The organism is Sphingobacterium sp. MYb388 (assembly GCF_037479535.1).
GTDB classification, from domain to species: Bacteria; Bacteroidota; Bacteroidia; order Sphingobacteriales; family Sphingobacteriaceae; genus Sphingobacterium; species Sphingobacterium anhuiense.
Genome location: NZ_JBBGYV010000009.1, coordinates 253,041 through 275,162, shown reverse-complemented (window position 1 = coordinate 275,162; position 22,122 = coordinate 253,041). Strand labels below are relative to the sequence as shown.

Annotated in this window: 18 protein-coding genes and 3 tRNA genes; 15 read left to right on the top strand and 6 right to left on the bottom strand. The window is 36.9% G+C overall.

Features of this window, described 5'->3' with window-relative positions; translation table 11 throughout:
• Window positions 1-210 precede the first annotated feature (210 nt).
• The 3 genes from WH188_RS22920 to WH188_RS22910 all read right to left on the bottom strand — a co-directional run bounded on the left by WH188_RS22920 (window position 211) and on the right by WH188_RS22910 (window position 2,903).
• A complete protein-coding gene (locus WH188_RS22920; protein ID WP_132771782.1) occupies window positions 211-1,803 on the bottom strand; it encodes a DNA/RNA non-specific endonuclease in 1,593 nt (530 codons plus the stop codon).
• 319 nt (window positions 1,804-2,122) lie between these two features.
• A tRNA-Lys gene (locus WH188_RS22915) sits at window positions 2,123-2,195 on the bottom strand.
• Between the two features lie 225 nt (window positions 2,196-2,420).
• Window positions 2,421-2,903 (bottom strand): helix-turn-helix domain-containing protein, encoded by a 483-nt coding sequence (locus WH188_RS22910; protein WP_165902487.1) that lies wholly within the window; start codon window positions 2,901-2,903, stop codon window positions 2,421-2,423.
• A 1,780-nt stretch (window positions 2,904-4,683) separates the two neighbouring features.
• Between WH188_RS22910 and WH188_RS22905 the strand changes: the two genes are divergently transcribed.
• From WH188_RS22905 to WH188_RS22855, 11 genes are all read left to right on the top strand, one after another.
• Entirely contained in the window at window positions 4,684-5,496 is an 813-nt protein-coding gene (locus WH188_RS22905) for a hypothetical protein (protein WP_132771780.1), read from the top strand.
• A gap of 12 nt (window positions 5,497-5,508) precedes the next feature.
• Window positions 5,509-6,603: a hypothetical protein gene (locus tag WH188_RS22900; protein WP_339424687.1), complete on the top strand. Its 1,095-nt coding sequence runs from the start codon at window positions 5,509-5,511 to the stop codon at window positions 6,601-6,603.
• A gap of 153 nt (window positions 6,604-6,756) precedes the next feature.
• Complete coding sequence (locus WH188_RS22895) at window positions 6,757-7,365, top strand: hypothetical protein (protein WP_206368619.1); 609 nt, start codon at window positions 6,757-6,759, stop codon at window positions 7,363-7,365.
• Window positions 7,366-7,374: 9 nt separating this feature from the next.
• Window positions 7,375-8,481, top strand: a complete 1,107-nt coding sequence (locus tag WH188_RS22890; protein ID WP_339424686.1) for an aminotransferase class I/II-fold pyridoxal phosphate-dependent enzyme — start codon at window positions 7,375-7,377, stop codon at window positions 8,479-8,481.
• Window positions 8,482-8,547: 66 nt separating this feature from the next.
• Window positions 8,548-9,159 (top strand): dethiobiotin synthase, encoded by a 612-nt coding sequence (bioD, locus tag WH188_RS22885; protein WP_021189254.1) that lies wholly within the window; start codon window positions 8,548-8,550, stop codon window positions 9,157-9,159.
• 16 nt (window positions 9,160-9,175) lie between these two features.
• The gene (gene bioB / locus WH188_RS22880; protein ID WP_132771776.1) at window positions 9,176-10,168 is read left to right on the top strand and encodes a biotin synthase BioB; all 993 of its coding nucleotides are present in this window, start codon (window positions 9,176-9,178) and stop codon (window positions 10,166-10,168) included.
• Window positions 10,153-11,421, top strand: a complete 1,269-nt coding sequence (gene bioA, locus WH188_RS22875) for an adenosylmethionine--8-amino-7-oxononanoate transaminase (protein ID WP_168128002.1) — start codon at window positions 10,153-10,155, stop codon at window positions 11,419-11,421. The genes bioB and bioA overlap by 16 nt, the downstream gene beginning before the upstream one ends.
• A 500-nt stretch (window positions 11,422-11,921) precedes the next feature.
• The gene (locus WH188_RS22870; protein WP_156169509.1) at window positions 11,922-12,302 is read left to right on the top strand and encodes a hypothetical protein; all 381 of its coding nucleotides are present in this window, start codon (window positions 11,922-11,924) and stop codon (window positions 12,300-12,302) included.
• Window positions 12,303-12,558: 256 nt separating this feature from the next.
• Entirely contained in the window at window positions 12,559-13,302 is a 744-nt protein-coding gene (locus tag WH188_RS22865) for a (Fe-S)-binding protein (protein ID WP_132771773.1), read from the top strand.
• Between the two features lie 12 nt (window positions 13,303-13,314).
• Entirely contained in the window at window positions 13,315-14,700 is a 1,386-nt protein-coding gene (locus WH188_RS22860; RefSeq protein WP_168128001.1) for a lactate utilization protein B, read from the top strand.
• Window positions 14,697-15,290, top strand: coding sequence for a LutC/YkgG family protein (locus tag WH188_RS22855; protein WP_132771771.1), 594 nt, complete (start codon window positions 14,697-14,699; stop codon window positions 15,288-15,290). Before WH188_RS22860 ends, WH188_RS22855 begins: the two co-directional genes overlap by 4 nt.
• A 132-nt stretch (window positions 15,291-15,422) precedes the next feature.
• On the opposite strand, the gene WH188_RS22850 is transcribed toward WH188_RS22855, so the two are convergent.
• The gene (locus WH188_RS22850) at window positions 15,423-18,599 is read right to left on the bottom strand and encodes a S41 family peptidase (RefSeq protein WP_168128000.1); all 3,177 of its coding nucleotides are present in this window, start codon (window positions 18,597-18,599) and stop codon (window positions 15,423-15,425) included.
• Between the two features lie 254 nt (window positions 18,600-18,853).
• On the opposite strand from WH188_RS22850, the gene WH188_RS22845 reads away from it, so the two are divergent.
• Entirely contained in the window at window positions 18,854-20,032 is a 1,179-nt protein-coding gene (locus WH188_RS22845; protein ID WP_132771769.1) for an MFS transporter, read from the top strand.
• A gap of 91 nt (window positions 20,033-20,123) precedes the next feature.
• Here the strand turns inward: WH188_RS22845 and WH188_RS22840 are convergent.
• Window positions 20,124-20,195, bottom strand: a tRNA-Arg gene (locus WH188_RS22840).
• Between the two features lie 92 nt (window positions 20,196-20,287).
• A tRNA-Tyr gene (locus tag WH188_RS22835) sits at window positions 20,288-20,368 on the bottom strand.
• A 240-nt stretch (window positions 20,369-20,608) separates the two neighbouring features.
• Between WH188_RS22835 and WH188_RS22830 the strand changes: the two genes are divergently transcribed.
• The 3 genes from WH188_RS22830 (at window position 20,609) to WH188_RS22820 (ending at window position 21,889) form a co-directional block, all read left to right on the top strand.
• Window positions 20,609-21,241 (top strand): peroxiredoxin, encoded by a 633-nt coding sequence (locus tag WH188_RS22830; protein ID WP_021189264.1) that lies wholly within the window; start codon window positions 20,609-20,611, stop codon window positions 21,239-21,241.
• A gap of 98 nt (window positions 21,242-21,339) precedes the next feature.
• On the top strand, window positions 21,340-21,654 hold the full coding sequence (locus WH188_RS22825; protein WP_021189265.1) for a thioredoxin family protein: 315 nt from the start codon (window positions 21,340-21,342) through the stop codon (window positions 21,652-21,654).
• Window positions 21,635-21,889: a DUF6952 family protein gene (locus WH188_RS22820; protein WP_021189266.1), complete on the top strand. Its 255-nt coding sequence runs from the start codon at window positions 21,635-21,637 to the stop codon at window positions 21,887-21,889. The genes WH188_RS22825 and WH188_RS22820 overlap by 20 nt, the downstream gene beginning before the upstream one ends.
• The last annotated feature ends 233 nt before the right edge of the window (window positions 21,890-22,122 follow it).

The window sequence follows — 22,122 nt, the reverse complement described above, 5'->3', positions numbered from 1 at the left end:
AAAGTATAACCATTAATCAGTACCTCCAAAACAATTAATGTCTAAAATCGTTTGGTTTTATCATTAAAAAAGAATGGGAATCTGAGCTTAATTTTGCCTAGGTCCCCCTGATATTTCTTTTAAAAGCAATCTTCTAACAAACAACTCACCAATATATATGGTGCTGTTCAATGTCTTGTGTGTTTTTTACAATGCAATGAATGGTAAGATTTATCTCCAAATGTTTGCATCAATACTTTGTTTTTGCGTTGTATTTAAATCCGGGAACAAATTAAATCCTGTCACTTTCTCTAATTCGCTTACTGTCATTTGATACTTTTCAAACTTGTTAGAACTTGGTGTTTCATTGTCCATCTTATAGGCAATGGTATAATAATTCTTTCCCTTTTTCATTGCTAGCGCTTTAAAATAATACTTGGGTCTGGCGATTTCTATGTTTTTATTATCGATGATATATTCAATCGCTGTGTTAGATTTTGTATTTGGCATCGCTCCTGTTACCACATATAGCGTATCACATTGTGCCGTCCATGTCCGCACTTTATTTTCTAGGTTTGCCCAGACACCCTGATTCAGTTTAGATGCCTGTGCGGTCATATTTGAAAAGTAAAACGTAGTCTTATTCTGAGCATTATTAAAATTTCTGTCCGCACTTGGCAACTGATGCCCTCTATCGTAACCTGAAGTACCAAAACCTTTAAATAAAGTGGGCTGAAACTCCATTGCTATAGCCGGGTCGTATTGCCAGTCATCGGTACGTTTGGCATTACCGAGATAACTACTGTGCAACGGGTAGGCAACCCAATAGGCCATTTTTTTCACCTTATCGTACAGCATGGTGTAATTACGGCGTTTCGGATCATCAGGTAAAAAGTGCTGAATAAAAACCTCGTCCTTTTTCAACTTCGTTATTCCTGGAATTTCTAAGTAAGGTTGCGTTGCGACAATGCCTCCATCAGAAATACCGTTATCAATTTTTACATCAAAAGAATAATGATTCGCTCTTTTCAGTTTATTTACTTTTGGTAGCTTCCAAGTAAACTTCGTGTTGTCTGAAGTTAAAAACTGTATGGTTTTTCCAGTAATATTTTCTCCTGGAAAAAGGAAGAATTCGACAAAAGCAGTCCCATCATGGTTGTTTATGACTTTTCCCTCAATATCTTTCTGGCTGTCCTTTTTAACTGCTAACTTGCCTGTTACCAGATCAAAGGAGCCAAGCGTGTTTAGTTTCGGCATTACGACTTTCATCTCTTCATACCCGTGTTCATCTATATTGGCTACCGTTAATTTAATGGATATTTTTGATAATTGACGTTCAAATATAAGTGGAATATTATTGTTCCCTTTATTGATTGCCTTTGCATTTTTTGCGTACATGAGATCTATTTTCGCCTGATTAGACTGATCCGTTATATCAAGTACATATTGATAATCGCTAATTATTTTAAAAGGATAATAAGCAATAAAATCTACCGATTTTTCAGGTAAGAAAAGTTCATCTGTAGTTTGAAATATTGATCCGTTTATAAAAAAAATATGATTATTAGTACCGTTGACAATGGAACTAGTCGATAATGGCATTCCTGACTCGATCATAAATATACCGATCTCATCTCCTTTTTGCCATGTAGTACCTATTGCTCTATTTTGATTCTCTTCAACGATCGTTGCTGTAAAGTGTACAGCGTTCTGATCTATTCTGATCTGGTTTTTACGACATGCGTATACAACCAAAAATGTTATAATAAAATAAACTACCTTCTTTAAAAATTTGGTCTTTGTAGTTCTGGTTTTTTTAATCATCCTAAAATATAGTAAGTATTAATTTTAGGGCGAAAATGGCTAATAAATTTAGATTAATGAACATTTAGTAATGACTTTTAATCGATGAAACCACCAAAATTTTGTAGTTAATTGATTACTAGAGGTCTTAAATTAGCCGAAAAAACGATTTTAACAGGATGATTGATTCAATCACAAATGTCCAAGTTACATATGAATTGCAAAAAATGTAAAACAAATCATTTTGAGGATAAAAAAAACGAATCAATCTCAAGTATCAAAAGTCGCGAAGAATAAAAAAGCCACTTTTCATAAAGAAAAATGGCTTTTTTACAGGAGGTGACCTCGGAGGGGCTCGAACCCTCGACCCATTGATTAAGAGTCAATTGCTCTACCAGCTGAGCTACAAAGTCAAGTCTATACTCAAATGTAACTTAGATTTTTTTTATATCAAACATAAAAATGAAAAAACAAGATATATTAATATAATCTTTTTAAGACATTCATTATCAAATTGAAAATCCATAAATGAAGTATATGAATTCGATAACAAATATAGACATGAACTCAAACTGCCGTTTTTAATCGCGAGCCTCAATCAGCCAAATTACTCAGGAAGTATCAGCTTTGTGTGTTTTCTATATTTTATTCGTCTTTTTCTTATATAGCTTAAAATTTCCTTCTTTTCTATATTCTAACACATGCTCTTTACAATATCCCGTTAAATAAACGGAAAATTTATTGCTATCGTTTTTATCCAAATTCAATTCTGCCAATACCTCCGCCACACGTTTAGGTGTATTAAAAAAATCCGAGTGATAAACTAAATGATCCAACTTTTGTGTTGTTTCTATACGTCGTTTAGATTCAGGTTCGATTTTATATAGTGGCGTCAGATCCATGTTCTTCTCAAACAATGTTCTGGGCTGGATATTCAGTGCGCGGCAAATTAGCAAGAAGTTATACATAGTCGTACCTTTTCCCTTTTCTACCGCAGCAATGGTATTAATGGTAAGGTCAGTCATATGTGCAACGTCCCTTTGCGTAAAATCTAATTCATCTCGACGCTCTCGAAATTTTTGACCAATATTCAGGATAATATCTTCATTTATTCTTGACACGTAACAAATAGAGTAAATATTTGCGCAAAATAAATACAAATAAAAAGCTGATTTAATTTGCGCAATTCCTTTTATAATATTACTTTTGTGTATATAAGGGAGAAATTACCTTTCGTCCTATGGTATATGTAACCAATTATGATCGATATGAAATATTCATCAAAACCTAGGATTCTCAAAAATTAAATGTTCTAAGGTGATATCAGCACAGCGATATATTCACGTTTTTGTTCTTTGACTTATTGGTATTGATAAAAAAGAGGCTTCTTGTGAAGCCGTAAGGCAAGGGATAGTTCCACTCGCCAAATACACTGAAAACAACTTTGTATTTTTTCTTCATTAAAAAAAGATATTAATAATATGTTGCCAATTTCTGTTTTCCAAAGTCATACTTGGTTAATAGATGGTTAGGGATCTTCTCATATTTGGTCTTGTTTGTTGTCCCTAATTATTAAGTGATACACAACTATGTTTATGTTTATTTATCCTAAGGGTTCATTAAGATTAGAAATTAATTTTTCTTATTATTCCTTTTAAAGGGCACATTATAATTTAATAATAGATTTAGACAGATATCATAAGTTTACGTACCCATCATCTACCTTGGTAAACATTACGCTCACGACCTACACTCCTTTAGTAGCCCGAGAGAAGAGGTTCCTTGTGAAACCGCAAGATGAGAGCAAATGCTGCTCATTAAGTACATGGTCTACAAAAAACTTGCAATAACCTTTGTTCATCAACTTTGTAAACTGAATTGTACATACAGCAAAGGACTATAAAATTACATGCAAAAGCTCTTACTACAGTTGGATTACAATATGGAGAAAGCTGCTCTTTTTATTGCATACGAAGTATTTTAAAGATAAAAAATAAAAGTAGTACACAATTAGGTTCTTACTAAGATAAGGAGACTTAAAATCTATAGCTGTAAATAACCTTTATAAAAACAGCCCTATAGAAGCACTGCGAAATCACTTCCATAATAAAATAGATATTAAAGACAAAATGAGGCTTCTTGTAAAGCCGTAGGGTGAGGGTTTAAACTACTCACTAAATACTTTCCAATTTATTTTTTTCAAGCTTTACAATCTGTATCAACTGTAACTTGCTAGAACAATAATGGGTTAACAATCTTTATGGGTTACTCATCCGCTTTTTATAATGATTAACATCTTTTCTCTACCCACATATTGAGGTTAACTCAATCATTAGCTCCTGAACACAAGACTATTGGTTATGTATAAACAATAAGCTGGACTAACAAAATGAATAAATTACTACGTATATACAATCATGCACTATTTATAATTATGAGGTAAGAATATCAGCTTATAAGCAGGTTATATATACGAATCAGCTATTAAAATATTTATCGAGGCTGCTTGTACAGCCGTAGGGTGAGGACACTTGTCGCTCACTAAATACCTACCAAGAATTAAATTATTCAACGAAGATAAAGCTACATGTTGCTAGGGATATACAATTGAAGGTCTGCCATTACACTAAATTTGAACCGGTTTATTCATTAATATCTTCTTGGAGCGTTTATACAATATTGAATTTTGAGTTAAAACATCTTTTCACGAACGCTTTCAACATGATAAGGTCTTCACAAATTCTTTTAAGAAAATCGCAAAACGACTAAAACAAGATTACCGTCAATACCAATAAGTTCTATTCATAAATCTTTCAACTTAGGCAGCTTCATGGTTAAAATCGCCAGAAAAGAAACTGCACGAAGTTGTCTCAAAAGTTTACCCACTAAATAAAACGAAATATGAACAAACTTTACAGTCAAAAAAACACTAAAAAACAACTTATCCAACTCAACAAAGGGATTGAAGCAGGATTAAATTATTTCTATGAGAAGTTTTATCCGTATTTCTACCTCCGCTCTAACCGTGCGACACAAGACACCTGTATTGCAACTAGTATTACTCATGAAGCTTTCTTAAGGTTATGGCTATATCGGGAAAATATTCATTCTGAAGAAGATCTTTTGCATTTCCTAAAAATGCAAATTAAAAAGGCTATTCATATTTTTTATAGCAACCCCCGGAGCCGCTTTCACCGTAGCCTCCTTCAATTAGATTCTATAGAAAATTATCAGGAATTTCTTGCTGGATATGAAGAAGATGATGACGCTCATGAAGACTTAGTTTATCTTGATAAATTAGACAATGAAAAGCAGCATCAATTAGATAAACTCAACAAAGTACTGCCATTTTTAAACCTCGAACACCAACTATTCATCAGACTCAGTCTTCAGTACAGCTTCAATTATGAGCGTATTGCCTATTACTTAGGCGGAATATCGGACTATGAAGTGAGTTTAAAAGTAGAAAAGACGATTGAAGTTCTTCGTTCAATTTTAAATAGTTATGAAAAAATAAATAAGGCAATCTCAAATAAAAAGATTGTTGCACAAGTAGAACTTACAGACGAACAGGTAGAAATTTTCCGCATGCGCTATGAATTGCAATTCTCTTTTGAACAAATATCAAAGCAATTGCATTTAAACACTACAGCTGTCAAAAAAATATTTATCGAGGCACACAGTAAAATAAAACCCCGCAAGAAAACTGCTTAAAACCCCTTTGTTATGGAAAACAACACAACTATTTTAACCCGGAAAATACAGATTTATATCGATTGTGATGATAAAAAGAAAAGAGCCACATATTACGATAGGCTATTCGATTGGCAAAATATAATATTTAGAGCATCCAATATTGTACTCTCCCATCAATTTCTGCAGGATAGCTTAAAAGATCTCATTTATCTAACTACTGAAGTGAAAGTAAAATTAGCAGACCGTAATACCGATGAAGAAGGAATATTGAATACATCAAGAATGAATACTACCTATCGGCTTCTTTCAGCTTATTTTAAAGGCGAAATACCGACCGATATCTTATCTACGCTCAATACAACATTATACAAAAATTTTCAATCGGATCGTAAAGCTTACTGGAAGGGAGAGCGCTCGTTAAGAACTTACAAAAAAGATATTCCTATTCCTTTTTCTTCAAAATCTATGAAATTAAGTAATGATGAACAAGGGCGAGATTTTAAAATTTCTTTATTTAAACTTCCTTTTCGAACTTATCTTGGTAAAGATAGGTCTGATAAACGCATACTGTTACAAAGGGTACTGGTCGGGCAGATTAAGGCTTGTTCTAGCGCTATAAAGGTTATAAAAGGTAAAATATTTCTTCTATTATCATTAGAAATGCCCCAAAAAGACCATGTTCTGCAGGAGCATCTTATTGCAGAAGCATCGCTATCTATTGAACATCCTATTTCAGTGAGTATAGATAATGATTACTACCAAATCGGGACAAAAGAAGAGTTTTTATACCGTCGTATTGCTATTCAAGCGGCAAGACATAGACTACAAAGAGCCATAACTTATAATAGAGGTGGCAATGGCCGTAAAAGAAAACTCAAAAGTCTAGATCATTATAATCAGAAAGAAAAGAATTATGTTGATAGTAGACTACATCTCTATAGCAGAAGACTCATTGATATCTGTATCAAATCTCAGGCAGGAACACTTCTTCTAGTCAATCAATCCAACAAAGAGGAGATCGCCAAGGAGGATGAATTCTTACTCCGCAACTGGAGCTATTACGGCCTTATTGAAAAGATCAAATATAAAGCTAAAATGGCCGGTATTAATGTTATTATAGAATAGTTTACAGCCTACAGTACATTAAAAAAGAAAGAAAAATACAATCTAGAAATGTAAAAACTTACTGTGAAAACGCTACCGGACTAGGCAAAATATGAAAACTGGTACACGATGAGCTTCATGCGGGACAATACCTTTGTTTCAAAATTTAAAGCTATGGATATTCAAAATGTGCTTCGTTGTATAGTGCAGCAAGATGAACTGCATGCCAGATGGTTGAATACACTTTCTTTTATGGAAAACGCTGGCGCTAGGAAAATATCGCAATGTGAACATCCTACAGAAGTTAGTATCATACAGCTAAAACATGCGGCAGAGGAGCATAGGCATGCTTATTACCTGAAAAAACAGATCGGTAAACTTGGAACAGCCATCTGCTCGACCTATGAGGATAAATATTTAATCGCTCCAGTATACACAAAACAATACCTGCATCAATTGGATATTAAATCTTGTCGCTACCTCAAAGAAACTTTTAATCTAAGCGGCGCAGCTCTTAAGCATGCCGCTTACCTATTTGTTACTTACGCCATTGAGGTCCGTGCCGACGAGCTATATCCCATATACCAGCATACGCTTGATACAATGAAAAGCAAGGTTATGGTCAAATCTATAATTCTTGAAGAGGAAGGGCATCTGGAGGAAATGATTGATCAACTGGCGCAGTTTTCTCCTCAATGGGAGCAGTATGCCAACAATGTACAGACTATAGAGCGGGCCTTACATACGGAATGGATCAGCGCAATAGAAAGTCAATTAAACTAATGTCCGGCGATGTACAGTACATGGGATAAACTGCTATTGCAAAGAAAAGAGTCCGCATCACTTCGAAAGCTCAGCATAAATGCCAGTGAGACCGATTTCCTGAGCAATGACTATTTGGGCATGGCCAGGAATAAAGTTTTTCATAAGATGATGCTAGAAACCATACAGTCAGACCCCAAAATACTTGCGGGTAGCACTGGTTCAAGACTCATTAGCGGTCACTCGGCAGAGGTGCATGAAACAGAATTCATTCTTGCACAAAAGCATCGTACCGAATCAGCTTTACTATTCGCATCGGGATATGCGGCCAACCTCACTTTATTCTCTTGTCTACCGCAGCGGCAAGACACCATTATTGTAGATGAGTATATACACCGTTCTGTACACGACGGCTGTGTTATGTCTAAAGCTATAAAATGGAAATTTAGACATAATAATCTTGAAGATCTAGAAGCCAAGTTAAAAAGAGCCAGGGGACTGTGCTTTGTGGCCGTTGAAAGCCTATATTCTATGGAAGGAGATTTTGCCCCTTTAACAGAAATCGCCAAATTGACCGATAAATATGGAGCATCTCTCATCGTCGATGAAGCACATGCATTTGGTGTATTTGGCTATGGCCTTGTCCATCAATTGGGTTTACAAAACAGCGTATTTGCAACTTTGATCACTTATGGTAAGGCTATGGGATTACATGGGGCAGCACTACTCTGCAGTAAACCTATCAAAACTTACCTCATCAATTTTGGCTCTCCCTTTATATACAGTACAGCCCTTCCAGATCTTATCTGGAGACAGATTCGTATAGGATATGAATTTCTTGACAATCACCCTGCCTTAGCTTCAAATTTAAGGCACAACATTCGCCTATTCCGAACACAGCAGGTACCCACAATATCAGGCACAGATAGTCCGATACAATCGCTTATAGTTCCTGACAACAAACAGTTGTTGAACTTAAAGAACTCCCTATCTGAAAAGGGATTACAAACCTATGCTGTTTTTTCACCAACAGTAAAATTAGGAACAGAACGTTTACGTATTTGCCTACACACATTTAATCAGAAAAACGATATTCTCTTGCTAACACAAAGCATAAAATCGAGTCTTGACTTATAGAGAAAGAAACATATCAAAATACTCGTTTTGAGTCCCAAACCAGATAGAATTAAAATAAAAAACAATATGAAAGAACAGATTTTTGTAACGGGAATTGGAACAGAAATTGGCAAAACCGTCTGTTCCGCTATATTAACTCAATATCTAAAAGCGGATTATTGGAAACCTGTCCAATCTGGAGATTTACATGCCACAGACAGCATGCGCATATATGATCTCCTTCAAGGTGATGTCCGTATCCATCCCGAACGATATAAGTTACAACTTGCTGCATCTCCACATAAGTCCGCTTTATTAGAAAACACATCGATATCGCTCGAAGATTTTAAAATTCCTGAGACGACAAATAATCTTGTTATAGAAGGTGCTGGTGGCTTATTTGTCCCACTCAGTGACACCTGTTATATCATTGATTTAATACAAGCCTTAACAATTCCAGTCGCGCTGGTTATCAAAGATTATTTAGGGTGCATTAATCATAGTTTACTATCAATAAATGCCATAAAGCAAAGAAATATAGATTTAAAATACTTGATATTTAATGGTGGTATCGATACCGATACCGAAAGGGTGATCTCCCTCCAAATACCTGAACATACACAAATTATTCATATCCCGCAGCTAGAAACTGTAACGGCAGAAGCTGTACGAAAAATAACCGATCCATTTAACTCTTAAAGCAATTTAATAACAGATGAAAACTACAATCCGAAATAACTGGACCAAGGAAGAAATTCAACAGATCTATGACCAACCTCTTATGGAGCTCATTTATCACGCCGCTTCGGTTCACCGCGAATATCATAATGCCGCTGAAGTACAGGTGTGCACCTTACTATCTGTAAAGACAGGCGGATGTCCAGAAGATTGTTCATACTGTGGCCAGGCCGCACGCTATCACACCGATATAAAAGTACAGGCCCTCTTACCCACACAAACCGTGATCGAGCATGCTCAAAAGGCAAAAAATAATGGTTCTACCCGATTTTGTATGGCGGCCGCTTGGAGAGAAGTTCGTGACAATCGTGATTTTGACCGTATTATAGACATGGTAAAAGGCGTAAATGATCTAGGTCTTGAGGTCTGCTGTACATTGGGAATGCTAACGGAACAGCAGGCTATTCGGCTTCAGGAGGCAGGTCTACATGCCTATAATCATAACCTAGATACCTCTGAACAGTATTATGATGAGATCATCTCTACCCGCACGTTTGATAACCGCATCAATACCATCAACCATGTGCGTAAGGCTGGAATAACCGTTTGTTCAGGGGGTATCATAGGTCTAGGTGAGTCACACATAGACCGGATAGCGATGCTTTTAACATTGGCGACTATGCCCAAGCATCCTGAATCTGTACCGGTCAATGCACTCGCACGTGTTAAGGGAACCCCATTGGAAAACAATGCCAAAGTTTATATCTGGGATATGGTCAGAATGATCGCTACAGCCCGTATAGTGATGCCAAAATCAATGGTTAGGTTAAGTGCCGGCCGTATAGAGATGAATGAAACAGAACAAGCCTGGTGTTTTATGGCGGGTGCCAATTCCATTTTTACAGGTGAGCGAGAGACATTACTGGTGACTCCAAATCCAGGAGTATCTGAGGACATGAAAATGTTCCAGACACTGGGATTAAAACCGATGGTCAAACACATGAAGGACGAAGCATGCACAGCACATTAAAAGAACGGGACAAGAACGTTAACTGGCATCCTTACACGCAAATGAAGGGTGCATCGGACATCATCCCTATCATTCGGGGCGAAGGGACATATCTATATGATGATCTAGGTAACCGATATATCGATGCTGTATCGTCCTGGTGGGTAACTTTACATGGGCATGCCCACCCCTATATTGCAGCCCGTGTTTCTAAACAGTTAAATACGCTGGAGCAGGTTATATTTGCAGGATTTACACATGAACCAGCTATTCAATTAGCTGAAAACTTACTAAAACTACTTCCTAATAATCAACAAAAAGTATTCTATACCGATAATGGATCTACTGCTGTCGAGGTTGCCTTAAAGATGTGCATACAGTACCATGCAAACAAAGGTCAAAAGAAATCAAAAATTCTAGCCTTCCGCAATGCTTACCATGGTGATACTTTTGGAGCGATGTCAGTGAGTGCCAGAGGGGTATGGACAGAGCCATTCGGACATCTGCTTTTTGATGTTATTTTTATAGACATTCCCACAAATAAAAATATTGAATTCCTACGTCAGGAAATTGATAAACACGCGACAGAGGTCGCTTGCTTCATCTACGAACCGCTGGTACAGGGGGCAGCAGGAATGTTGATGCATGAACCAGAAGACTTGAGTACATTAATGAACTATTGCCGTTCTAAGGGAATCTTAATGATTCAAGATGAAATTTTTGTCGGTTTTGGCCGCACAGGAAAACTGTTTGCGGCAGATTATCTGTCTGAATCACCAGATATCATGTGTTTTTCCAAAGGTTTAACAGGTGGAACTATGCCATTGGGCATGACAACTTGCTCCAATACGATCTATGAAGCTTTCTATTCGGATGAAAAACAACGGGCCTTATTTCACGGCCATTCTTTTACCGCCAGCCCTTTAGCTTGTACAGCGGCACTGGCAAGCATGGAGTTATTATTAAATAAAGAAACTTTAGCCCGTATTGCAAACATCACAAGGAAACACAGCATCTTTCTTTCTAAGATCAAAAATGAGCCTAAGATCAAGCATGTCAGACAAACGGGAACAATAATGGCGATCGAATTACAACAGCGTGAAGAAACATCTTATTTTAGTAATATAAATGAAATTGTATATCCCTATTTCTTACAGCGAGGTATATTAATAAGACCATTAGGCAATATTATTTACCTTGTTCCTCCTTACTGCATTAGCGACGCGGATCTTGATTATATTTATGAAGTCATTACCGATGCTTTATCTTTATAAATCAGATATTAAAAGCGAAAAGAACGAATTGCAATCTTTTTACTTTTGAGTCACTTATTTCCCAATATGTCCAAATTTTGATAAATAAGAAGGTGAAAATTTTCACCTTCTTATACAAATATAACCCCAATTTGTCCTTCTGTCTCCAGTAAAAGCCAATTAATATTGGAATAGTATCGTCAAGTAAATCTTACGAATATGGCATATAAGGCCCTTCTAATAGCTCTATTCGCTCTGATCATATACCGATAATACACAGATCGTATCAATTCATTCTTAGTCTGCACAAGAAATAATTCCATGCGATGCACTGCTAACTATGGTATGAATAACCGATGCTTTTGTCAGCTAATTCATTGATGAGGTCTAATTTTCAAAAAATAAGTTATAATATTTCATACTATTATAAACTTAAAATTGTATGTTTGCACGCATAAAAAAAGGCGATAGTATGAGTATATCATCTATCCCCTAACAAAAGCATAAACAACCCAAACAGCATGTCCATTACATACAACGAACGTTTCTTTCTCTTGTTTGAGGATCTAAAGAAAAAAGGTGAATTAAAAACATACGTAGAACTTGGTAAATTAATCAATGAATCGAAAGTTGGAATCAATGATTTAAAAACCGAACGAAAAAAAGTGAGTATTCAGCATATTCATGATATGAAAATATCATACAATTATATCAATACAGACTACCTGATCGGAGCAAGTAATCAGCTATATTTATCGGCTAACGAAACCTCGCAATTAACCTCAGCGACAATTCCTGACAACTCTGGACAGCAAGAAACTATTCTAGCGCTCAAAGAAACGATCGAAGCAAAAAATGAAACGATCGCGGTTCTTAAAGCATTGCTCGCACAGAAAAAATAGATTCCTATTTTTTTTAGCAAACAAGTAAAAAAGATAAGAGCTTTTTTATTTTGGAAAAAAGCTCTTTTAAGTTTTTCATCGTTTCTTAAAAATATTTGTGCATTGGCAAAAAATACAGATACCTTTTTCAATTGTTGCCAATAGTGTTTTATAAAAATTCAAGCAATTAAGTAATTTTATTGCTACTTCATGATAGTTAAGAACAGTAAATTCGAATTTTATTTGTAAACTTAGTCCATCAATTTAAATCAACAATATGCGTGTAGGATTATTTATTCCTTGTTATATCGATGCGATCTATCCCGAAGTAGGAATTGCAACACTAGAACTGTTGGAGCGCCTCGGAGTGGAAGTAGTAGTGCCATTAAATCAAACCTGTTGCGGCCAGCCGATGGGCAATGAAGGTGATCAAAAAAATGCGGCTTCATCAGAGCAGCTTTTCTGCGATAATTTTGAAGGTTTTGATTACATCGTTGGTCCGGCAGGAAGCTGTGTAAAACACGTACGCATGCACTTCGATGCTATTCCACAAACCGAAAAAGTAAAGCATGTACGCAAAACAACTTACGAGCTTGTTGAGTTTCTAACAGATATATTAAAGGTTAAAGAGTTCCCTTGGGCTTCTTACAAACATAAAGTGGCCATTCATAATAGTTGCAGCGCTATACGGGGTTTACATATACAATCTCGCTCTGAGTGGCAAGAACCCTACTTTAATAAAACGGAGCAGCTATTAACGATGGTAGAGGGGGTGACCATTAAACAGATTACCCGCCCGGATGAGTGCTGTGGATTTGGGGGCACATTTTGTGTTACTGATGAAGCTGTCAGTGTCAAAATGGGGCAGGATAAAGTTGCTGATTACCTGAATCACGAAGTAGATTGTATCGTCTCACCTGATATGTCTTGCTTGATGCATCAGGAAGGGATTGCTAAACGCGGAAAAGCACCTTTAAAATTTGTACACATCGCTCAAGTTTTAAATAATGGTCCTTTTTAAAAGAAAATCAAAATGAGTAAAGTTAGAGTTGACCAAAATGCGGCAGATTTCATCTATATGGATGACATCCACCAGCCTACACACGATAAAAACTTATGGAATGCCCGCATGAAACGGGATCTTGCCGCATCTGGAATTCCTGAATGGGAGCAGATGCGTGATCTTGCCTCACAAATAAAAGAGCATACACTAACCCATCTGGACCAATATGTAGAACAGTTTGTGGCCGAAGCGACCAAACGTGGTGTAATTGTACATTTTGCGAAAGACGATATAGAACATAATCAAACCGTATACGACATATTAAAAAGTCACAATGCCACCAAAGTAGTCAAAAGTAAATCGATGCTCCAGGAGGAATGTGAAATGGGCGCTTTTCTTGAGGCTAGAGGTATCGAAATGATCGAAACTGATCTTGGCGAAAGGATACAACAACTTTCTGGGGAAATGCCAAGCCATATTGTCATGCCCGCTATTCATAAAACGACGGCAGATGTGGCTGAACTTTTTGCAAGAACAATCGGTACGAATCCAGATGAGGATGATCCTACACAATTAACAGAAGCTATGCGAAACAATGCTCGTCCTAAATTTTTGGAAGCGCATGCAGGTTTAACGGGAGCAAATTTTGCTATCGCAGAAACAGGTGCTTTTGTAGTCTGTACAAACGAAGGTAATGCCGACCTTACAGCAAGTATACCACCGTTACACATTGCCAGTATTGGAATTGAAAAAATTCTTCCCAAAACGAGAGATCTTGCCCTATTTATCCGTTTACTGTCACGCAGTGCTCTAGGCACTCCAGCCACTCGATACACTTCTCATTTTATGGGACCTAGAGAAACAGGAACCGAAATGCATATTGTACTAACGGACAATGGAAGAAGCCGTCGTTTAGGAATGGAGGATTTCTGGAGATCCTTGAAATGTATTCGTTGTGGAGCATGTATGAATACCTGTCCGGTATACCGTAGAAGTGGGGGATTAGCATATGGAGCCACTTATTCGGGGCCGATCGGTATCATTATCGATCCGACTTTTGATGAATCAAAATTCAGTGAGCTTCCTTTCCACTCATCACTTTGCGGTTCTTGCTCTGAGGTTTGTCCAGTTCGGATTAATATTGCTGAGCAAATTGGGCTATGGAGACAGCGCATGGTCAATATCAATGAATCTTCCAAAGCACTTCACTATGCGTTTGGAGCGGTAGAAAAAGTATTTGCTAATCCCAAATTATTCCGATTGGCAGAGAAGGCGGCATACTATGGTATGAAACTTACACCAAATTGGTTATTATATAACACCAAATTAAATGCTTGGGGTAAACACCGCGAATTGCCGGAAATTAAAAAAGAGACTTTCCGCGATTGGTATATTAAAAATAGATTGAAAAAATGAGTTCACTAGACGAAATATTAGCGGCTATCCGTCAAAATCTTCCTGCTCAAAAGGTTGCTTATCCTGAGTTGCCATCTTTTGAGAAACAGGGAACTAATCTGAAAGATCAATTTAAAGTAAACCTTGGGCTTGCCGGAGGAGAAAGCTATGACGTAGAAAGTATTGCAGAAGCGCAAGAAATCATGCTCAAAAACCTTCCTGATACACGGGTTAGTTGTTCTGCAGCCCCAGAATGGGAGGGTACCAAATCGCTTAATGCTATTGCACATCCTCGAGATCTAGACGACGTAGATTTAGGAATTATAAGAGCAGAATTTGGAGTGGCAGAAATGGGGATGATATGGCTTACTGAAAATTCATTGAAGGTAAACTCTCTGGGATTTCTATCACAGCATCTTGCTATATTACTTGATCCAGATGCGATTACAGAAAATATGCATACAGCATACAGCGATATTGATTTTCAAGCCTCTACTTATGGTTGTTTTGTTATGGGCCCTTCAGCTACCGCAGATATTGGAGCTTACTTGGTACGCGGCGCACAGGGAGCACGAAGTTTGACTGTTTTCTTTATAAAAGAAACGAAATAGTCATTATTTTATCCTACTCTAATCTTGATTTCTAATGTTTATCATTAAAGAATAATTGAATAAAAATCAAGGTACTGTTCAAAAATAATAAACCAGATTCATCTCTGAATCTGGTTTATTATTAAAAATTTCTTATTTCAAGTCTTTCAATATTTCTTGCACTGCGCGTTCCAGTTGCGGGTCTTTATCATTCGTACGATCTGCGATTGTGTTTTTAACCACAATATCCGGTGCTACACCTGATAACTCTAAATCTTGACCAGCTAAAGTATAACATCCCCAGGCTGGCACGCGATAACTAGATCCGTCTACTAAACCTTTTGCTGATGTAAAGATAATCCAACGATAGGTTTCATTTCCAATAATCTTACCTAATTTCAATTCCTTAAACCCTGCTGCGGTCATTTCTGCATCGCTCAGAGATTGTTCATTTATCAAAAGTACAATAGGTTTCGATGCTGGTGCAAAATTACTTTGCGGAGCCCGCTGACCGCCACGATACTGCCACTTCAAATAAGGTCTTTGTGACAGAAAACGTAACACCTCATCGTGCACATTACCTCCTGTATTGTATCGCAGGTCCAAAATAATACCATCTTTATTATTCTCTTGCTCGGCCATATCGATCAAAAAGCGTTGCAACTCCGGCCCTCCCATATTTTTCATATGTGAATATGCAATTTTGCCATTACTCCATTGATCAACTTTCCCTCGATTGCCTTTCATCCATTCGTCATAAATCAGGTCCTTAAAAGCGGTACTGGTTAAGGGCCGAATAAAAACTGAAATTTCTTTACCGCCACGTAGTATAGTCAACTGTATTTCCTCTGCAAGGGACGGCCATGTAAAATACTGATCCCGATCTTCTTTAGGATTTACTTTATTTCCATTAACAGCCATGATCTCATCGCCTTCTTTCAGATCTACTCCTTTACGGGAAGCTGGACTGTTGTCTATAATCTGTGCTATTTGATAAGGATTATCCTGATTGAATAAAACACCAATTTCATTAGTTACGTCCCCAAATGGTTTGCGCTCTTCTGCTCCCATCGAACTAAAGCCCAAATGTGAAGAGTTTAGCTCTCCTAACATATCATTTAATAATATCCGTAAATCACTACGGTCATTAATACCAGAAAGATACAGTTCATACTTCTTCTTCATTGCCGTCCAATCGATACCGTGGAAAGTACTATCGTAATAGTTTTCTTCTAGCCCAGCCCAAGTCTCATAGAACATCTGCTTGAACTCATTTTCCAGATCACGGTTAAATCTAAAATTGATTGTTACTGCATCAATTTTATTTTGGTCAAGGTTATATTTTTGAATTACTCCTCTATTAAGGATAAAATACTTACCTCCAGATTCGATAAACTGGTTAATTCCGTTGTCAACAACTTTTTCGGTTTTAATAACTTCAAAAGGTTCATAGATCGTTCTGTATAATCCGTACTTTCCTTCGTGATTGGATGAAAAGAAAACATAGTTTTTTTCTCCTTTTTGGATAGCAATGGGATCTGATTGCGTTCCAAAAGCAGGGCTTACTTGTTCAATACGGTCACGTAACCCTTTAACATCTATTGTAACCAGCACTTTTTTGTCGGTAGAAGAACTTGTTGCTTTTTCTTCTTTCTTATCCTTCGCCTTTGTTTTATTGTCATTCTTATTGTCCGTAATGGTATCTTTCTTTACAGGCTGACTAAAGAGCTCATTGAATTTGCTAATGCGATAAGGTTCGTCAAAATTCTCCAATGCCATTCTAAAAATACTGGAGTTCTGCATGCCGGTAGGAAAGGACGGCTTTGTGCGGTTACTGGCAAAATAAATATATTTTCCATCTGGTGACCACGATGGGGAGGCTTCAGTGACACCAGTATTGGTCAGATTTGTTGTTTGACCTGAACCGATATGATGAACAAAAATATCTTGCTCAAAATTTCGAATAGCAGTAAAAAGAATATATTTCCCGTCTGGAGAAAAAGAGGGAGAAGAATTTTGAAATGCCCACAGTTCATCCTTAACAACAGTTTTACTATTTAAAGTTGTCAAATCTAAAAGACGTACTTCATCTCGCCCACTTAAATAAACAGCATGTGATTTATCAGCGTTGAAAGTTAACTCTCTATTATTGCGAAGATCTTGTGTCAACTGCTTTGGTTCGCCCAATCCGTCTGCGCTACGGGTGTACCAGTTCAGGTAACCTTGATGGGTCTGACTGTAAAGTAATGTTTTGTTATCCTTTAACCATTTCACCTCCATAACGCGCTGTCCCTGACTAGGCATCTGACGGATAAATTTACCTTCGCTATCGGAAACGAAGAGCTCGCCTCTCGATACAAATGCCATCTTTTTACCGTCAAGTGCTACATCAAAATAGCTGATGTTACCATTTACATTAAATTCCTTGCTCTTGCCTAATACCTGATTTCTGCTCAATGCGATAGTTGGCTGTGTAACCTTCTTTGATGCAACGTCATATAAAAACAATTGATATCCTTTTTCAAAAACAATCTTTTTCCCGTTGGCAGCTACAGCAGGTCTCTTGATAGATTCCTTAAATGAAGTCAAAGCCACGGGTTTATCACCGCTCATCTGATACAGGTTATATTCGGCATTTCCTTGATCAGATACGAAATAGATCACACCATTTTGATCAACAGTAGGCCAGAAATCTTTACCATTGTAATCGGTATATTGCTTAAATGTTTTTGTTTTAGGATTATAAGATTTTATATCCGGATTGAATGCTCCTTTATATCGCTTACGGTTAGTTGAACTATATCCTTCCCAACTATCATTGAACAATAGTTCTCCAGATGGTGTGGTTACAACTTGACTTATATAATTGAAATAATGTGGAAATAGTCGCTTTGCAGTCCCCCCTGTAGCATCAACTTGATAACTACTCATCCGATTGTAGCGGGTTGATGTAAAATATAACGTTTTACTGTCCCAGCTCCAACTGTCCACTTCATCAGCACCATCGTGATGTGTAATTTGACGGATATCACCACCAGCTAAAGGCATGATATATACATCCATATTTCCATTCTGATTTGCTGAGAATGCAAGCTGTTTGCCGTCAGGCGATATCCGTGGATTGATTTCATTGCCCTCCATACCTGTTAATCTCACTGCAACCCCACCTTCACTTTCAACTTTCCACAGATCACCTTCAAAACTAAAAACAAGGACTTTTCCATCAGGACTTAAAGTCGGATGGGATAAAAATGTGGGTTGTTGCTGCGCAAAAGCATGCATGGTTCCACCTAAGGCAAGACAAGTGCCCAATAACAATTTTCTAATCATACTTTTCAAGGAGGCTAATCGATTAAATACCTGTATGCCAAAGTTAATCAGCTACTCGTTAGAAAACAATGAAATAATCAATCGTTATTAAAAAAACCTACCCCAGCATTAAAAACAGTTTTCAATATCACGTGTTCTTTATCAATGTGCACCCATTAATTTTAATATTTTTTGCATAAATACCAAAAGATGAAACATCATCACTGTCATTATTAATTTCTTACATGTACCTTTGCTGACACATCATTACAACAATGAACGCATCCTTAACCTACTCTGAAGAAGAGCTTTACCAAAACCGTAATCGCATTCGGATTGCTGTATCCTTATTTTATTTTTGCCAGGGCCTGGCATTTGCTTCTTGGGCAAGCCGTATTCCAATTATCAAAGAACGTCTGAATCTTACAGAAGGTCAATTAGGCACAATTTTATTGATGCTTCCTGTCGGTCAACTGGTCACCATGGCGTTATCCGGGAAACTGGTTACCACTTACGGCAGTGCTAGAGTACTACGAATAGTCGCGATTATTTATGCCCTTATTTTATGTTTAATAGGTTTTGCACAAAACGCATGGGAATTAGGAGCAATCTTATTTTTCTTTGGGGTAATTGGAAACATGTGCAACATAGCTGTCAATACACAGGGGGTTGCTGCAGAAAAGATTTTCAAAAAATCAATCATGTCATCTTTTCATGGAGCCTGGAGCATCGCCGGATTTACTGGTGCCCTCATCGGGTTACTCACTATGAATATAGCTGTAGACACCATTCCTCATTTTATCATTATTTTTGTTCTCATTGTGATTAATACGACCATCAACTACCGTTACTTGATTCCTGGTGTCGCTACAGAGGCTAAAAAAACATCATTTTTTTCCAAACCGGAAAGCAGTTTAGTACAATTGGGTATCATCGGCTTTTTCAGCATGGCCACCGAGGGTGCTATGTTTGACTGGAGCGGCGTTTATTTTAAGGAAATAGTTCACGCTCCAGAACAATTTATTATTGTTGGTTATGCGTCTTTCATGGTCATGATGGCGCTGGGAAGATTTATTGGGGATGCGGTCATCAGTAGGCTCGGTAGAAAAAGAACCTTACAAATTAGCGGTATATTGATGTTTGTCGGCATGATGACCTCTGTTATATTCCCTCTTTTTTACATTAGCACATTGGCTTTTATGATGGTGGGTATCGGTGTTGCGTGCAATGTCCCGACGGTATATAGTGTTGCTGGCCAGAACAAAAAGGTTACTCCAGGGGTAGCCTTGGCGATGGTATCTAGCATTAGCTTTCTGGGCTTCTTAATGGGACCTCCTTTAATCGGCTATATTGCAGAGCTGACAAGTTTACGATATTCTTACGGTGTATTTGCTTTCTTCGGTGTCCTCATGTTTATTATGGTAAGTAAACTGAAAGTTTTCAAGGAGGGATAACAGGTAAAAGAAAGATTATTCATTAACCATATGGCAGATGTGATAAAAAAAGAAAATGCGAGACTATTTAACAGTCTCGCATTTTTTGTTGTAGCCCCAAGCAGAATCGAACTGCTATCTAATGTTTAGGAAACATCTATTCTATCCGTTGAACTACAGGGCCGACAAAGCGTATGCAAATATTTCAAATATATTGCTTAATCCCAAACTTATTTATTAAAATGTTACTGAAAAAAGAGGAGAGAAAAAATACTGTGGGGGGAGAAGGATTCGAACCTTCGAAACCGAAGTAACGGATTTACAGTCCGTCCCATTTGACCGCTCTGGAACCCCCCCAGTATAATTTGTTGACTTCTAAAGAATTAAGATTTATTGTATCTCAATTTCCTTGTGGAACGCTACAAAGGTAGAATTTTGTCTGATAAATGCAAAATTTATTTAAAATAAACCTATCGAGAAAACTTATTGTACCCTTAATGTAAAAATAGATTTTAACGATAGCTCATTGAAAAAATCAATACTTTTTTAACCTTATTTGAGGTATCTTTGTATCAACAAAAAAAGAAAGATATTATTATGAGTTTCACAGGTAAAAGTTTTCCAAGCATCACAGTAGATGCAATCGATTATTTAGGCGATAATTTACAAATTAACGTTTTCGAAAAAGCAGTTCAAGAAGGTAAAAAAGTAGTATTGTTTTGGTACCCAAAAGATTTCACTTTTGTTTGCCCAACAGAATTACATGCTTTCCAAGAAGCTTTACCAGAATTTGAAAAACGTAATACAATCGTTATCGGTGCATCTTGTGATACAAACGAAGTTCACTTCGCTTGGTTAAATACAGCAAAAGATAACGGTGGTATCGAAGGCGTAACTTACCCAATTTTAGCAGATACTACACGTAACCTATCTTCTGTATTAGGTATTTTAGACATTAAAGAAGTAGAGCACCCTGAGTACGGTACTTTAGTTGAAGGTTCTGCAGTTTCTTACAGAGCTACTTATTTGATCGATGAAACAGGTCGCGTATTCCACGAATCTGTAAACGATATGCCATTAGGTCGTAACGTAAAAGAATATTTACGTTTAATCGATGCTTATGCTCACGTTCAGAATTTTGGTGAAGTATGTCCTGCTAACTGGGAAGAAGGAAAAGAAGCAATGCACGCAACTCGTGACGGTGTAGCTAGCTATTTAGCTGGTAACTAAAAACAATACTGAAAAGACTACATTGGTCTTTTTACAAAGGGGGTAATCCCTTGCCCCCTTTGTTTATTCATCTTTCTCAATAAATAAACAAAAAAATCATGGTACAGGAATTAGAAAACGATAATTTACAAGAAATTGTAAACAGTAATGATATTGTAATGGTTCAATACGCAGCTACTTGGTGTGGTAACTGCAAAATTATGAAACCGAAATTCAAAAAATTGGCGACTGAAAATGAAAATGTAACTTTCGTAATCGCTGATGCAGAAAAATTTCCGGAATCTAGAAAACTAGCAAATGTCAATAACTTGCCTACTTTTGCGGCTTTCAAGAATGGAAAATTGGTAAATCAAGTACAAACAAATAAATTTGACGCCTTAATCGACTTATTCAATGAAGCTTCCAGTAATTAAACATATCACCGAGTTTATCGAACAGAACGATGTTGACTATGTATTAGAGACCATCGAGACATTAGAATCCTTGGTAGAAGCTCCTTTAAAAGATGAAGAGCTTGATGTAATCGGTGAATTGATTTCAAATCTTTATGGTGCTGTTGAGGTTGATAAACTAATTAAAGAAGGAAATAGTAAAAAGGACGCTATGAACATGTTTATGAAACGTGTTTTAGGTTCAATTGATAAATAAATCTTTTAGCCTTTAGCAATAGCAATTACTGCAACAAGAACTTCATTTTTAATATGAATGTGTATAATCCGCTTTTTGTGGAAAACTTGTTCTCATTTAATGCTAAAGTCCAATAAAGATTGTACTATCTTTAGCGGTAATAAAGGTTACCACTTAAAGAATTTGCTATCCTGATGAACAAACTATAAAAGGGTAGATTTTAAGATAATATTTTAATTGTTAGAAACGGAAAT